This is a genomic window from Ideonella paludis, from assembly GCF_018069865.1.
In the GTDB taxonomy this organism is placed as follows: domain Bacteria; phylum Pseudomonadota; class Gammaproteobacteria; order Burkholderiales; family Burkholderiaceae_C; genus Ideonella; species Ideonella paludis.
Genome location: NZ_JAGQDG010000005.1, coordinates 393,147 through 407,476, shown reverse-complemented (window position 1 = coordinate 407,476; position 14,330 = coordinate 393,147). Strand labels below are relative to the sequence as shown.

Annotated in this window: 16 protein-coding genes; 12 read left to right on the top strand and 4 right to left on the bottom strand. The window is 65.9% G+C overall.

Features of this window, described 5'->3' with window-relative positions; genetic code table 11:
• The first annotated feature begins 82 nt into the window (after nucleotides 1-82).
• Nucleotides 83-394, top strand: coding sequence for a hypothetical protein (locus tag KAK11_RS15230; RefSeq protein ID WP_210810052.1), 312 nt, complete (start codon nucleotides 83-85; stop codon nucleotides 392-394).
• Here the strand turns inward: KAK11_RS15230 and KAK11_RS15225 are convergent.
• Nucleotides 361-1,413, bottom strand: coding sequence for an asparaginase (locus KAK11_RS15225; RefSeq protein WP_210810051.1), 1,053 nt, complete (start codon nucleotides 1,411-1,413; stop codon nucleotides 361-363). The genes KAK11_RS15230 and KAK11_RS15225 overlap by 34 nt on opposite strands.
• Nucleotides 1,414-1,457: 44 nt before the next feature.
• Between KAK11_RS15225 and KAK11_RS15220 the strand changes: the two genes are divergently transcribed.
• From KAK11_RS15220 to KAK11_RS15200, 5 genes are all read left to right on the top strand, one after another.
• Nucleotides 1,458-2,336, top strand: a complete 879-nt coding sequence (locus KAK11_RS15220; protein WP_210810050.1) for an EamA family transporter — start codon at nucleotides 1,458-1,460, stop codon at nucleotides 2,334-2,336.
• 57 nt (nucleotides 2,337-2,393) lie between these two features.
• Complete coding sequence (locus tag KAK11_RS15215) at nucleotides 2,394-3,419, top strand: recombination-associated protein RdgC (protein WP_210810049.1); 1,026 nt, start codon at nucleotides 2,394-2,396, stop codon at nucleotides 3,417-3,419.
• An 84-nt stretch (nucleotides 3,420-3,503) separates the two neighbouring features.
• On the top strand, nucleotides 3,504-4,418 hold the full coding sequence (locus KAK11_RS15210) for a ProQ/FinO family protein (RefSeq protein WP_210810048.1): 915 nt from the start codon (nucleotides 3,504-3,506) through the stop codon (nucleotides 4,416-4,418).
• 121 nt (nucleotides 4,419-4,539) lie between these two features.
• Nucleotides 4,540-4,899 carry an ArsR/SmtB family transcription factor gene (locus tag KAK11_RS15205; RefSeq protein ID WP_210810047.1) on the top strand — a complete coding sequence of 120 codons (360 nt, stop codon included), beginning with the start codon at nucleotides 4,540-4,542 and terminating at the stop codon, nucleotides 4,897-4,899.
• 1 nt (nucleotide 4,900) lies between these two features.
• On the top strand, nucleotides 4,901-5,374 hold the full coding sequence (locus tag KAK11_RS15200) for an ArsI/CadI family heavy metal resistance metalloenzyme (protein ID WP_210810046.1): 474 nt from the start codon (nucleotides 4,901-4,903) through the stop codon (nucleotides 5,372-5,374).
• Here KAK11_RS15200 and KAK11_RS15195 read toward each other — a convergent pair whose 3' ends face one another.
• From KAK11_RS15195 to KAK11_RS15185, 3 genes are all read right to left on the bottom strand, one after another.
• On the bottom strand, nucleotides 5,375-7,186 hold the full coding sequence (locus tag KAK11_RS15195) for a diguanylate cyclase (RefSeq protein WP_246499030.1): 1,812 nt from the start codon (nucleotides 7,184-7,186) through the stop codon (nucleotides 5,375-5,377). It abuts the gene before it with no gap.
• A gap of 115 nt (nucleotides 7,187-7,301) precedes the next feature.
• On the bottom strand, nucleotides 7,302-7,721 hold the full coding sequence (locus KAK11_RS15190; RefSeq protein ID WP_210810081.1) for an EF-hand domain-containing protein: 420 nt from the start codon (nucleotides 7,719-7,721) through the stop codon (nucleotides 7,302-7,304).
• A 99-nt stretch (nucleotides 7,722-7,820) separates the two neighbouring features.
• Nucleotides 7,821-8,867, bottom strand: coding sequence for a M14 family zinc carboxypeptidase (locus KAK11_RS15185; protein WP_210810044.1), 1,047 nt, complete (start codon nucleotides 8,865-8,867; stop codon nucleotides 7,821-7,823).
• 140 nt (nucleotides 8,868-9,007) lie between these two features.
• Between KAK11_RS15185 and KAK11_RS15180 the strand changes: the two genes are divergently transcribed.
• The 6 genes from KAK11_RS15180 (at nucleotide 9,008) to KAK11_RS15155 (ending at nucleotide 14,324) form a co-directional block, all read left to right on the top strand.
• Complete coding sequence (locus tag KAK11_RS15180) at nucleotides 9,008-10,477, top strand: AMP nucleosidase (RefSeq protein WP_210810042.1); 1,470 nt, start codon at nucleotides 9,008-9,010, stop codon at nucleotides 10,475-10,477.
• 194 nt (nucleotides 10,478-10,671) lie between these two features.
• Entirely contained in the window at nucleotides 10,672-10,875 is a 204-nt protein-coding gene (hemP, locus tag KAK11_RS15175) for a hemin uptake protein HemP (RefSeq protein ID WP_210810041.1), read from the top strand.
• A gap of 78 nt (nucleotides 10,876-10,953) precedes the next feature.
• Nucleotides 10,954-11,424, top strand: coding sequence for a hypothetical protein (locus tag KAK11_RS15170; protein ID WP_210810040.1), 471 nt, complete (start codon nucleotides 10,954-10,956; stop codon nucleotides 11,422-11,424).
• Between the two features lie 9 nt (nucleotides 11,425-11,433).
• Complete coding sequence (locus tag KAK11_RS15165) at nucleotides 11,434-12,786, top strand: DUF2325 domain-containing protein (RefSeq protein WP_210810039.1); 1,353 nt, start codon at nucleotides 11,434-11,436, stop codon at nucleotides 12,784-12,786.
• 90 nt (nucleotides 12,787-12,876) lie between these two features.
• Complete coding sequence (locus KAK11_RS15160) at nucleotides 12,877-13,566, top strand: energy transducer TonB (RefSeq protein WP_210810038.1); 690 nt, start codon at nucleotides 12,877-12,879, stop codon at nucleotides 13,564-13,566.
• A 5-nt stretch (nucleotides 13,567-13,571) separates the two neighbouring features.
• On the top strand, nucleotides 13,572-14,324 hold the full coding sequence (locus tag KAK11_RS15155) for a MotA/TolQ/ExbB proton channel family protein (RefSeq protein ID WP_210810037.1): 753 nt from the start codon (nucleotides 13,572-13,574) through the stop codon (nucleotides 14,322-14,324).
• The last annotated feature ends 6 nt before the right edge of the window (nucleotides 14,325-14,330 follow it).

Sequence of the window (14,330 nt, the reverse complement as noted above, 5' to 3'; positions counted from 1 at the left end):
ACCGTATCAAACCACAGAGCTTTCCTCTTTGAGGCAGAGGCCGGTCCCCGACGGTGTCGTTATAAATCGCATAGGAGCACTCATGTCACAGCCCTTCCGCACCGCCGCCATCGCCGCTGCGGCTGCCCTTTTGGCCGCCTGCACCACCACCGCTCAGTTCAGCTCTAACCCGCCGGGTGCCGAGGTGGTGTATCTGGACAAAGTGATTGGCGTCACCCCGTTTCAATACGATGTGCAGGATCAGTTTGGTTGGTTCAGCGTGTACGAATTCAAGGCCACTCGCGCCGGCCACAAGCCCAAGGTCTTGAGCTTTGCCGAGCGCACGCCGCTGGACCACAACAATGTGGTCCCCAAGGCCATTCACTTTGAACTGGAAGCCGACGCCAAGAAGTGAGCGTAGGGGGCCAAGGCACCGACCCGCAGACCACGCCAGTTGCTTAACACGGGGTTGAGCAGCGGCGCCAGGACGTCGGCATCATCGTCGTCGCGCTGGACCCACCGGGCGATCAGCGCGGCCATGGCCACTTCGGCAGCACGCGCGTTGTTGCCGTCGTCCATCTTCAGCGCCACGCCCAAGCCCGGCTCAGGGAAGGCCGCGCAGTAGACGCCCTCAGCACCCACTTTGCAAAACACCCGCTCGCCAAAGTGCTGCATCACGCGGGTGTCAAAGCGACCCGTGCCCGCCACCATGAACGGCTGGCGCGCCACGGCCTGACGCAGGCGTTGCGCCGCGCGGGCATGGTCTGCCGACAGGCCGACACCGCTGGCCACCCGGGCAAAGCCCAGGGCCAAATGCCGCAGCGGAATGCCGAACGTGGGGATGGAGCAGCCATCAATGCCCATTGGCGCGTCGCGCAGCGCAAAGCCAGTGGCAGCCTCTAAAGCTTGGCTGACCGTCTGCATCACTGGGTGGTCCGGCTGGACATAGCCGCTCAGAAAACCCCGGAACTCTTGCCCCTGCCCCTTGGCCAACCAGCAGCCCAGGCAAGCAAAGCCCGCATGCTTGCCAGAGCAGTTGTTGTGCAAAGGGTGGGGCTCTTCGCCCGTGCGGGCCAGCGCCAGCTTGGCCGGCTCAAAGCCGGGCCAGTGTGCACCGCACTCCAGCGCGCGCTCGTCCAGGCCCAGTTGCGCCAAGACCTGCGCCGCCACCGCCACATGCTCAGGCTCGCCGCCGTGTGAGGCACAGGCCAGGGCCAGCGCCGCATCATCCAAGCCAAAGTGATCGGCCGCCCCACAGGCCACCAAGGGCAAGGCCTGCAAGACCTTGACCGCCGAGCGCGGGAAGATGGGCCGCTCGATGTCGCCGCCGCTGGCCACGACCGCGCCCGCAGCGTCCACCACCGCCCAAGCACCGCGATGAAAGGACTCCACGTGCTCGCCGCGCAGCACCTCGACCAGTACAGGATTTGTCATGGGCGCGGATTATTGAGGCGCGGCCGCCATTGCACAATGCCCGCATGCCTTTGACTGCCTTGGCCCTGGTGTTGGTGGCCGCCTTGCTGCATGCCACGTGGAACCTGGCCGCCAAGAAAGCGGGCGGCGACCATCACTTTGTGTTCATGTCGGCGCTGATGATCGTGCTGCTGTGGGCGCCGGTGGGCATGTGGGCGGCTTGGGGCGCCTTGCCGGCCTGGGGCTGGTGGGAATGGGCCCTGGTGCTGGCCAGCGGGCTCACCCACCTGCTCTATTTCAATGTGCTGTTGGCGGGCTACCGGGCGTCAGATCTCACCGTGGTCTACCCCGTGGCGCGGGGCACCGGCCCCCTCTTGACCACCGTGGGCGCGGTGCTGCTCTTGGGTGAGCCGCTGCGCTGGTCGACCTTGGCTGGGGTGCTGTGCATTTCAGCAGGTATTTGGCTGATTGCGGGCGGCACTGCGTTGCTGAATAAGGCCCAGGACCCCACCCAGCGCCAACGCGTGATGGCCGGGGTGGCCTGGGGCGGGCTGACGGGTTTGCTGATCGCGGGATACACCGTGATTGATGGGTATGCCGTCAAAGTGGCGTTGATGTCGCCGATCTTGATTGACTATTTCGGCAACCTGCTGCGCATCCCCTTCATGCTGCCCAAGGTCTGGCAAGACCGCGCGCGCTTCAACGAGGCCTGGCGCACGCAATGGCGCTACGGCTTGGTGATGGCTGCGCTCAGCCCCTTGGCCTATGTGCTGGTGCTGTATGCCGCGCAGCAAGCCCCGCTCTCCCACGTGGCCCCGGCGCGCGAGGTGTCCATGCTCTTCGCTGCCCTGCTGGGGGGCCGTCTGCTGGGCGAGCAAGACCGGGGCGCGCGGCTGGCTGGCGCAGCCGTCATGGCGCTGGGCGTGGTGTGCTTGAGTCTCTGAGTCACAATCGCGCCCCTTGCCCAGATCGATGGGCACGCCCTCAGGGAATAAAGCACCGTGTTCAAGAATCTCATCGTCTATCGCCTGATCCCGGAATGGGACCCGACCTTGTCTGCGGCTCAAGAGGCGGCCTTCAAGCAACGTTTCACGCCTTGCGGCAAATCGCAGCCGCAATCGATGGGCTGGGTGCCCCCGCGTGGCGAGGCGGAAGCGCCTCTGATCGAAGTGGTGGGCGGCCACTGGCTGATGCGACTGCAGGTGGAGCAGAAGTTGTTGCCCGGCTCGGTGGTCAAGCGCCGTGCCGATGAAATGGCCCAGCAGGTGGAAGCCAGCACCGGCCGCAAACCCGGCAAGCGTGAAAGCAAGGAGCTGCGCGAACAAGCCACGCAAGAGTTGCTGCCTCAGGCCTTCACCAAGATGGCCGGCGTCTCAGTGTGGATTGCGCCCAAGCAAAAGTTCGTCTGCGTGGACGCCGGCAGCACCAGCCGCGCCGAGGTGGTCATCACCATGCTGGTCAAGACGCTGGAAGGCTTTGGCGTGCAGGCTCTGCAAACCGCACTGTCGCCCGCCTCGGCCATGGCCGGCTGGCTGGAGAGCGGCGAGGCCCCGCCCTTCTTCACTGTAGACCGCGACTGCGAACTCAAGGCCGTGGACGAGATGAAGTCCGCCGTGCGCTATGCCCGCCATGCGCTGGACGGCGAAGAGGTGCGCCAACACATTCGCCTGGGCAAGCGCCCCACCCGCCTGGCCTTGACCTGGCATGGCCGGGTGAGCTTTGTGCTGACCGAGCAGTTGCAGGTCAAGAAGATCCAGTTCGAAGACGGCGTGTTTGAAGGCGCAGGCGCCACCAAGGCCGAGGACGGCTTTGATGCCGATGCGGCCATCGCCACGGGTGAGTTGATCCAACTGCTGCCCGACCTGATCGAGGCCCTGGGCGGCGAGCAGGCTTTGGGCGCTGTGCCCGGCGTGCTGCCCAGCGCACCTGCTGCAGCCCCCGCGGCACCGGCCGCCGCCGCTGCGCCCGCCCGCACAAACAGCCCCTTGCCGGCCACCGCAGAGGACGACAACTCGCCGCCTTGGTGAGCGATGCACGGAGCGTCAGGCGCAGCAGGCACAATCGAGGTTTTGCTTTCGCGCCCAAGCTCGGCTTGGCCACTCTTTGCGACCATGTCTGACGCTCCCAAGCCCGATCTGCCTGACACCTCTTCGGCTGAACGCCCTCAAGACGGCGCTGCACCGGCAGCCCCCACCAGCCCAGTGGCGACCCCTGCCACAGAAGGCACTGCAGCAGCCCCGGCCGCCGCCGGCACGCCAGGCATGACCGCGGCCGATTGCGCCCAAGAGCTGAAACAGCGGTTTCCAGCCTTGTTTGGCGGCTCGCCCAAGCCCCTGAAGCTGAAGATCCAAGCGGATATTCAAGAGCGCGCGCCGGGCGTGTTCACCAAGGCCGCGCTGTCCGCCTTCTTCCGGCGCTTTACCGGCAGCACCTCTTACCTGATTGCGCTGACCCGCGCGCGCCAACGCTTTGACCTGGACGGCCAACCCGCGGGCGAACTGGCCCAGGAGCACCGCGATGCCGCCGAGCAAGAACTGGCCCGGCGCCGCAACATCACCCAAGAGCGCCGCGCGGCCGAAGAAGAGCAGCGCCAGCAGCGCCAGCGCTTGTTGCGCGACTTTGAGCGCACCACGCTGACCCTGGCCAACTTCTGCGCACTCAAAGGCCTGACGCCTGAGGCCTTGGAAGAGACCTTGGCGCAGGCCCGTGTGGAAGCCGTCGAGATGGCGGCCGCACGCCCCGCCTTTGCCCCCCAAGGCGAGCGCCGCCCCCCGCAAGACCGCCGCCCAGGCCCCGGCCCGCGCCGTGACGGCCCCCACAGCGACCGCCCACGTCACGCTGGCCCTCGCAACGGCCCCGGGAATGGCCCGAATCATGGCCCCCGCGGCCCGCGTCGTGACGGCGATGCCCCGCGCAACGGCCCACGCCGGGACGGCGGGCGCCCAGGCCCGGCGAACCAGCCGCGCAGCGATCGGCCTGCAAAGCAGGCCAGTGCCGCCGACAGCGGCGAGAAGTCCGAAGACTGAGCCTCAGCGGTAAGCCCTCAAGGGGTTTGGGCAGTGATAGATCTGCCCGAACCCTTTTTGGAGTGATCATTGCGCGAGAAAACAGTTGCGCCACCTCCAATATTTCCATTAAACTGGAATCATGGAAGAAAAAGCCGTGATTCGCGCTCTCGCTGCCCTGGCCCAATCGGCCCGGCTGCAGGTCTTCAGAGCCTTGGTGGTGGCCGGCCCCGAAGGCTTGACGCCAGGGGCCCTGGGAGACGCTTTGGGGCTGCCGGCGTCGACCTTGTCCTTTCACCTCAAAGAGCTGACCCAGGCCGGATTGGTGACGCCAGAGCGTTCGGGTCGGAACTTGATCTACCGCGCGGGCTTTGAGCGCATGCAAGGCCTGCTGACTTATCTGACAGACAACTGCTGTGCGGGAGCCCCCTGCCCGCCGAAGGCCACGAGCGCCGCACTGTGCTGCCCGCCTCCCCACCCATCCCTCAACAAGGAGCCCTGAGATGAAGCGCTTTCATGTTCACCTGCATGTGGCCGATCTGGCCCAGAGCATTGGCTTTTACGCCAAGCTGTTTGGCGCCGAGCCGACCCGCCACGAGAGCGACTATGCCAAGTGGATGCTGGAAGACCCGCCGGTCAACTTCGCCATCTCCACGCGCGGCCAAGCACCGGGCATTGATCATCTGGGCATCCAGACCGACAAGCCCGAGGATTTGGCCGATCTGAAGGCGCGCGCCGAGGCCGCCGACCTGGCGCTCTTGGATGAAGGGGCGACCACCTGCTGCTATGCCCGCAGCGAGAAGCACTGGGTCACCGACCCGCAGGGCATTGCCTGGGAACACTTCCACACCTTGGGGGACATCCCCGTGTTCCATGAGGCTGCGGCCGGCGCTGAGGCTGGGGCGTCGTGCTGCCCGCCTACGCCGCGTGGCAAGCCGATCGGCATTCCCGTCAAGGCCAACACCGGCTGCTGCTGATCAAGCGCTGGCTGCTTGCGGGGCCCCCAGACCCGCGCTGCGGACCTGATTGCGCCCGCCCTGCTTGGCGGCATAAAGCTGGACATCAGCATCGTTGAGCAGGTTGTGGGCGACCGGGTCTTCCGCATCGCCCGCCACGCCAATGCTGACGGTGATGTGCTTGAGGTCCGGGTGTATGTCTGAGAGGTCGAGGTCGGCAATGCGCTGGCGCAGCTTTTCGCAGACAGCGGTGGCCGCCGCCAGCGGTGTCTCGACCAAGACCACCACAAACTCTTCCCCGCCGTAGCGGCCGACAATGTCGCCGCTGCGGCAGGTGTCGCGCAAGAGGCGGCCAACGCGGCGCAGCACCTCATCACCCACCCGGTGCGAGAAGCGGTCATTGACCGACTTGAAGTGGTCGATGTCCACCATGGCCACCGAGAGGCCATGTCGATAACGGCGGGCGCGCTCGCGTTCGCGGTCGAGCTGGGCATCGAGCCAGCGTCGGTTGGCCAGGCCGGTCAGGCCGTCTTCACGCGCCAGTTGGCGCAGCATGTCGGCCTGCTGAGAGAGCTGGGCCAGCAGCTCTTGCTTTTGCCGCTCAGACTCGCGCGCGAGCCCCAGGGCCGAGGCCAATTCGTCGCCACGCTTGCGTTCATGCTCAACTTGCAGATGCGCCCGCTCCAGCTCGGCACGGCCCAGCAAGCCCCGCACGCGGCGCTGGGTTTCTTGGCCGTGGATGCGCTGCTGGCAGGCATAAAACTCTTTGAAGTGGCGCAGCGCAGCGGCAGCATGGCCTTGCTGCTCATGGATCTGCGAGAGCAGCTCGTGGAGCTTGCCACTGATGTGGTCGGCCCGCAGCACCTCGGCCAGCTTCAGGGCCTGGCTCAAGAGATCAACGGCGGGGCTGGCCGCACCACTGAGCCAGCGGTTGCGGCCCAGCGCCAGCAGCACCTCGGCCTCGGCACCGCGGCGGTGGCTGCGGCGGATCAGGGTGAGCGCCTCCAAGAGCAAACGCTCGGCCCGGTCATAAGCGCCTTCTTGTTGGTGCGCCAAACCCAGGCCCAAAAGGGCCAAGCCGGTATCGGCGAGATGACCGACGCGGCGCGTGATGTCCAGCGCGCGCTCCAGGTGGCGCATGGCCTCGGGCAGTTGGCCGCTGCGCATCAGCAAACGGCCCAGGCTGGTCAGGGTGGAGCCCTCCAAGGCGCGGTCAGGTGTTTGGCGCACCAACGTCAGGGCCCGCAGGTGGTATTCGACGGCCCGGGCACGGTCGTCCAACTCCGCCAGCACGCCCCCGATATTGGACATGGCATAGGCGGTGGCGCGCGTGTCGTGGGCTGACTCCGCCAGCTCCAGGCTCATCAGCAGGTATTTGAGGGCATCGGCAAACTGGCCCATCTCCCGCAGCACGGAACCGATGTTGTTGAGCGAGCCGGCTTCGCCCACCATGTCGCCCAATTGGCGACGCAACGCCAAGCCCCGGTGGTAAACCGCCAACGCCTGCTCGCCATCGTTGCGGCAGGCGTGCACATTGGCCACGAGGTTGAGCGCTTCGGCCTGGCCGCTGAGGTCACCCAGCAGCTCATAGATCGAAACCGCCCGCTGCAGCAGTTCGATCACGCCGTCGTGGCGGTCCAAGAGCACAAACTGGCAGCGCGCAGCACGCAGGTAGGCGCAGGCCAAGCCGCGCTGGTAGTCCAGACGCAAGGCCAGGGCCTCGGCTTCACGGGCCAGCACCAGGGCGCTGTGGGGATCCTCGCCCAGCAGGCGGGCGGCTTGATCGTTGAGCGCATCAACCGTGGCCACACTGGCGGGCGCAGAGGGCGCCATCGTCACAGGGGGTATGGGAGCGCTAGAGGAAAGCACCGGACCGATCAGTGGTTATGTCCCACGATCTTAGCGGGGCCCGGTGCATCAGAGAAGTCTGCCAGCGCAGACAAACCGATTATTTCTTGTGGTCGTGGCGGAAGTTCTTGGCTTCTTCCTTGGTGAGCTTGCCGTCCTTATTGGTATCGGCCGCTTCAAAGCGCTTGGCCAACTTGGGGTTGTTGGCGACTTCATCGCGGGTGATGACGTTGTCGTCGTTCTTGTCGACCTTGTCAAAACCCTTACCCTTATGGGATTTGGCGTAGCTGCGCACTTCCTTGGCGTTCAGGTAGCCGTCCTTGTCGTCGTCCATTTGGTCGAAGTGCTTGGACAGCATGGCGTGGCCTTGCGCCTCCTCGCGGCTGATGCGCTTGTCGCCGTCCTTGTCCAGGGCTTTGTAGGCTTTGACATCCATGCGTTGGCTGTCATCGGCCGCCTGCACCACACCGGCCGTCAGGGCCACCACAGCGCACACCAGAGAAAGGGAGAGTTTGTTCATGGGAGCAGTCCTTTGCACACGGGGGAAGATTGACACGATAGCCGCTCAACGCCCCGTGAGACGCCCGGGTTGAGCCCCTCCCCCCTTGTTTACAGGACTTTACGGCTGCTTGGTGGTGCTGCCTTGCTGAGCCACATTGATCAAGCGGCGGTCGATCCAGCCCAACAGGTCCGTCCACATGGCCGCTGACTCGCTCGCGGCAATCTGCCGTGCGTCTTTCAACTCCAGTGTCACCACCGGCACGCGCTGCACCACGCCACCGTAATTGCCCAAGGAGCCGGGGTAGATCCCCACTTGATCGAGGTAGAGATTGCCCAGCTTATCGGGCGGCGGCGGCGGCCCGTCGAAGTCAAGCACGCCGTAAGGCGCATGCACTGACACGATCAGATTGGGCTTGAACTGCTCCAACTGGCGCTGCACCCAGCGGGTTTCCGGCTCGGACATGGCCGCAGGCCCTGGGTAGCGGCGTGGGTCTTTGCCCGTGCGGCTGATCCAGTAGCTCCGCGCATTGGTGGCCCAGTCCGCTGTCGGGAAATTGCGGTTCAGATCTACCCCGCGCGCATTCGTGCGGGTGGCGGGCTTGCGCAGCAAGCCGTCGGGGTTGACCAAGGGCACGACACGCCAGTGAATCGGCGCATTGTTGGACTTGACCGAACGCTCCAGCCAATTGAAGACCAAGTTGACGGACGCCATTTCGTCGCCGTGGATGCCGCCCAAGACCAGCACCCTCAAGCGAGGGGCCCCCGAGGCGGGCTTGATGTCCCGAAACCACAAGGGAATGCCACGCACCGAGCGGCCATCACCGGGCTGCAGGCCCGTGTTCAAGCATTGGTGCAAGGGCAAGGCGGTGAGCCGCTCGGCAATGGTCTTGCACCACGTTGGCAAATCAGTGGGGACGGGGGCCGGCGGCGGCGCTTTGGCGGGCGCAGGCTTGGTGGATGCAGGCTTGTTGCTGGTCGTGGGCTCGGCTTTGGCCGACACCGCCGCAGACGCTGCGTCTTTGGAGGAGGCAGTGGCAGAGGGTTTTGCGGGCCCGGGGGCCGATGCTGCCGCGGCAGGTGCACTCGGCGCAGGCACAGCCCAGGCGGAAGAGAAGGCCACGCAGACAGACAAGCTTGCCAAGCGGGCCAATCGAGATGAGGTCATGAGCACATGGCCACCGAGAGGCGGCACAGAATCAAAGGTCGGTTTGTCGCAGTGTGGAAGTGTAGGCGGGCCAAAGCCTGCTTTGGCCGCCGATAAGGCGGGGAATTGTCGTCTGCATCAAGACTTGGCCAGAATGGGCCATGATTGAAGCGCCCTTCACCCCTCGCCAGTCCTTTTCGGACGCTACCGCTGCCCTGGCCCATGTGCAGGCCCTCTACCAGGCTCAGGTGGGGCATTTGCGCCATCATTTGCAGGCTTTTGTGGCCGGGCAAATGCCCGCGGCTCGGGTGCGCGCCTGGTACCCCAGCGTGCGCTTAGTGACCGACACGGTGGCGCGCGCCGAGTCCCCACTGAGCTTTGGGTTTGTGGCCGGCCCCGGTGCTTATGAGACCACGCTGACCCGGCCAGATGTGTTTGCGGGCTACTACCGCGAGCAGTTTGACCTGCTGCTGCGCAACCACGGCGTGGCCCTGGAGGTGGGACTGGGCAACCAGCCCATCCCGGTGCATTTTTCGCTGGCTGACAACGACCATGTGGAAGGATCGCTGAGCGCTCAGCAGCGGGGCCGCCTGCGCGATTTGTTCGACCTGCCCGATTTGGCGGCCATGGACGACGGCATTGCCAACGGCACCCATGAGCCCGGCCCCCGCGAGCCTTGGCCGCTGGCGTTTTTCACCGCACCGCGGGTGGACTATTCGCTGCAGCGCCTGCGCCACTACACCGGCACGCTGCCCGAGCATTTTCAGAACTTTGTGTTGTTCACCAACTATCAGTTCTATGTCGACGAATTCATCCGCTTGGGCCATGAGTTGATGAGCGACCCCGGCAGCCCTTACGAGGCCTTTGTGGAGCCCGGCAATGTGCTGACCCCACGCGCCGGCAGCGCCCTGGCCAGCAGCGGGCAGGCGCCCCCTCGGCTGCCGCAGATGCCGGCCTATCACCTCAAGCGCGGGGAGAACAGCGGCATCACCTTGGTGAACATCGGCGTGGGCCCCGCAAACGCTAAGAACATCACCGACCACATTGCCGTGCTGCGGCCGCATGCCTGGATCATGCTGGGCCACTGTGCGGGCCTGCGCAACAGCCAGCAGTTGGGCGACTATGTGCTGGCCCACGGCTATGTGCGTGAGGACCATGTGCTGGACGAAGAGTTGCCGCTGTGGGTGCCCATCCCGCCCTTGGCGGAGATCCAGGTGGCGTTGGAGCAAGCGGTGGCGGATGTGACCCAACTCAGCGGCCAAGCCCTGAAGACCATTTTGCGCACCGGCACCGTGGCCAGCACCGACAACCGCAACTGGGAGCTGCTGCCGCACCCCGGCCCCGAGCGGCGCTTTAGCCAAAGCCGGGCCGTGGCCTTGGACATGGAGAGCGCCACCATCGCGGCCAATGGCTTTCGCTTCCGCGTGCCCTACGGCACCTTGCTGTGCGTGAGCGACAAGCCCTTGCACGGCGAGATCAAGCTGCCCGGCATGGCCAACCACTTCTACCGCGAGCGGGTGGATCAACACTTGCGCATTGGCCTGCGCGCGGTGGAGCTGCTGCGCCAAGCCGGGGCGGGCAGCCTGCATAGCCGCAAGCTGCGGGCCTTCGCGGAAGTGGCGTTTCAGTAGCGCGAGGCCGCACGCCTCTGCATTCCGGGCGTGATGCCGTCCCGCAGCGCGCCCTGCTTAACGCTGGTGCGCCCTGCTTGACGCCGGTGCGCCGCGTCTCGATGGCCTCTTGCAGATGCGAATGATTCGCATTACAATTGCTGCTGTGTTGTAGCGCTTGCGCTGCGTGCCTGCTTGCCGCTGAGACTTGTTTCATGCCCACCTCTTTGCATCTCGCCCCGTCACAGGCCTTGGCCCGCCCCACCGGGCCGGCGGGTCTGCCACCGCCCGACGAGGGCCCTGTTCGCTGGGACAGCGCCCTGTTGTTCAAAGGCCAGCAGGAACTGATCATTGAGCACCACGGCCAGTCCTATCGGCTTCGCATCACCGCCTTGGGCAAGTTGATATTGACCAAGTAGTCGCAGATCGTCCTCGTCCCCATTCGGCCTGCCAGCCCGCCGCCAGCCTGGGCCAGTTTCTCCCCATCAGGAGCTCCCATGCTGACTGCCTCGCCCTTGCTGTCGGGCCGCCCGCTCGCTGCGGTGGCCGCCGCCCAAGAAACCAGCCTGCTGCTGGACGTAGACCGCGCGCAGGAGCTGCTGCATCTCTGCGCTCAAGAAGCCCACCCCCTCATCCTGAGCGGTGCTTGGGTCGGGCCACAGTGCGGCACGGACACAGTGCAGGGGCCACTATGGGCCTGTGATTGGCGCCATGGCCAGATCACCCTACACCTCGGCGACACCAGCTTGTGTTGGCATGAGCATCAAGTGGCTCGCACAGAGTGGCGGCGTTGGCGTGGAGCCTTGGGTCTGCGTCAGGGCTTGAGGCTGTGGGACGCGGAGCACACCGTCGCCCTCACCATCGGTGCACCGCTGCGCTCGCCGCATTGCGAGGGCGCGCTGTGGCGCGCTTGGATGGACTGGATTGCCGACATCCCCCTGTGCGACCCGCACCGCCACGCCGACTGAGGCCCACCCATGTGCACCCAACCCTCACACATCTTCTCGGGCCTGACTGCGCAGCCCGCCGAGACCCACTTCAGTGCGCAGCCTTTGCGCACCCAGACACCTTGCGTCGCCCCGCCTCGCAGTTCCCGCCGTGCGCGCATTTGGGAGTTGCCTCACCATGCACTGTGCCCGGTGATCGGGGTTTGCTTGCCGCTGACTCTGCTGCGCAAACTGGTGGGCAAAGCAGTCGGCGGCGAGGTGCAGGCCATTGACTATGAGCTGCACTGCGGGGTCATCAATGAATGCAAGCAGCGCAGCGCGGTGTCGCAGCGCGTTCAAGACGCATTGGATGAGCGCTACCGCCTCGCGCTGCAACGCCACCGCACACTCAAGGACACCCCTGCCCTGGCAGACACCTGGCGCGCAGGCCTGCACAGCCCTGACATCGCCGCGATCTTTTGGAGCGTGGTGACTCACCCCGCCTGCGATGCGCCGCTGCTGGAGCAGGTGCTGCAGGACGTGCACATGCTGCAGCATCAAGTCGGCATGATGCAGCGTGTGGAGTCCGAGCGCTTTCAAGACTTGCTCCGAGAGAACGCCGTCCTCGGGCGTGAACTGGCGGGCGCACAAAGCCGCAGCGCGCGCCAGGCGGCAGAGTTCGCGCGGCAAGTCGAGCGCCTGGAGGCGAGCCAGTTGCGCCTCCGGGGAGAGCTGTTGCAGCGCGACACGCTGCTGGCTCAGGCGCTGGACGAAGTGACGCAGCTGAAGTCCAGCGTGCCGGACCTGGAGCCACGCCTCGCGCTCACCGAAGACAAGCGTTGGCTGACCGAACGCCTCGAGAGCACCCAACGCGCCCTGCAAGCGGCGCAATGGCGCATCCAACAGCTCGAAGCCCGGTCGGTGCATCCGCCTGAAGCCCCAGTGGCAGCGTCGCAGATCGGCCTGCCCGATGACACCGAGAGCTTGCCAAACCTGACGCTCAAGGAAACGCAGGGCCGCCCCAAGTTTTCTTGCCCCTCCGTGGGGGGACGGGACGGGCAAGGCCCGGCCTTTGGGGGCATTCAGAAGGCCGTGCTGTGTGTAGGCGGCCGCAGCGCCAGCGTGCCTGTGTACCGACGCTTGGTCGAGCACACGGGCGGAAAGTTCCTCCATCACGATGGTGGCGAAGAGCACAACCTCCATCAGCTCGACGCCGCCCTGGTGGCCGCCGACCTGGTGCTGTGCCAAACCGGCTGCATCAGCCACGACGCCTACTGGAAGGTCAAGGGCCACTGCAAGCGCACCGGCAAGCGCTGCGTGTTTGTGGAGACCCCTAGCCAAAGTGCGCTGCAACGCGCCTTGCGCGCCGCGACCGCCCCCGACAGCCCCGCGGACATCCCCTGAGCATCCCACCTGAACCCCCGAACACCCACTTTATTTGATTGCGAATCGTTCGCATTTGCAATATGATACAAAGCACTACAGCGTACCGTCATGTCTCCCATTGCTCTGTGCCCCCCACCTGCTCAGCCCTCCGACTTGAGCCCACCCCAGCGGCGGGCTTTGACGGTGGCAGCCGTGGTCGCACATGCGGCCGGGGCCTGGGGCTTGCTGCAGATGCAAGCCGTGCAACAGGCTCTGGCCCCTGCGGCCCCTGTGCTGGTGCAATGGGTGGCCACACCCGTACCGGCACCCCAGCCGCCCCCCCCGCCGGCAGCCCCGCGCCCCAAGGTGCAGCCGCAAGCGGTGCCCGTGCTGGCGGTGGCTCCTTCACCCCAGCCCCAGCAAGCCCCCAGCGTCGTGGTGCCGGAGCCTGCGCCACAAGCGGTGCAAGCCTCCACGCCGCCCAGCCCACCGGCTCCGCCCGCTCTAGCGGCCCCGCCAGCGCTACCCGCCAGCCCGGTGGCCTTGGCCGCCACAGACCTGCGCTACACCGTGCCGCCTGCGCAGGTCTACCCCCGCACTTCCGTGCGTCTGGGCGAGCAAGGCACGGTACTGGTGCGTCTAGTGGTGGATGCCCAAGGCCTGCCCACTCAGGTGAGCCTGCATAAAAGCTCGGGCCATCCTCGTTTGGATGAACAAGCACTGCAAGCCCTGCGCGCCGCCCGTTTCGTGCCCTACACCCGCAATGGCCAAGCCCTGGCCTGGACAGCCATTGCCCCCCTCGAATACAGCTTGGAGTAAACCTGATGACCCCCACCGCCGATTCCACGCTTGGGTTTGGCCACTTCATCGCGCAAAGCGATGGGGTGGGTAAAGCCTTGCTCGTCTTGTTGCTGCTGATGTCCGCAGCGTCCTGGGCGCTGATCTTGGCCAAGGGCCTGGCGCAGGCCCTGCGCTCCAAGCGCTCCACCGAGTTTTTGAACCACTTCTGGAACGCCAGCACTTTGGATGAAGTACGTGCGGAGATTGCCACGCACGGCGCGCGTGACCCGTTCTCGCACCTCAGTGCGCATGCCCTGCACGCCCAGGCACACCACGCCCGCCACGGTGCGGCCAAGCTGGCCGAAGCCGGCACCGCCAGCGAGTTCATCACCCGCACCATCAAAAAGGTGCTGGACGAAGAAACCACGCGGCTGGAGTCTGGCTTGACCACACTCGCCACCGTGGGCGCCACCGCACCGTTCGTGGGCCTCTTCGGCACGGTGTGGGGGGTCTATCACGCCTTGCTGGCCATAGGCATGAGTGGCGCCGGCACCTTGGACAAGGTGGCGGGCCCAGTCGGCGAAGCCTTGATCATGACCGGCATCGGCTTGGCCGTCGCCATCCCCGCCGTGGTGGCCTATAACGCCTTCACCCGCAGCAACCGGGTGCTGGGCGGGCGACTCGACGCCTTCGCGTTCGAGCTGCACAGCCTGCTCACGCTGGGCGAAGCACCAGGCGCTGGCCGCCCCGCCAGCGCACCGCCCGCCGTGGCACCGCTCAAGGCGGTAACGGCATAAGCAGGA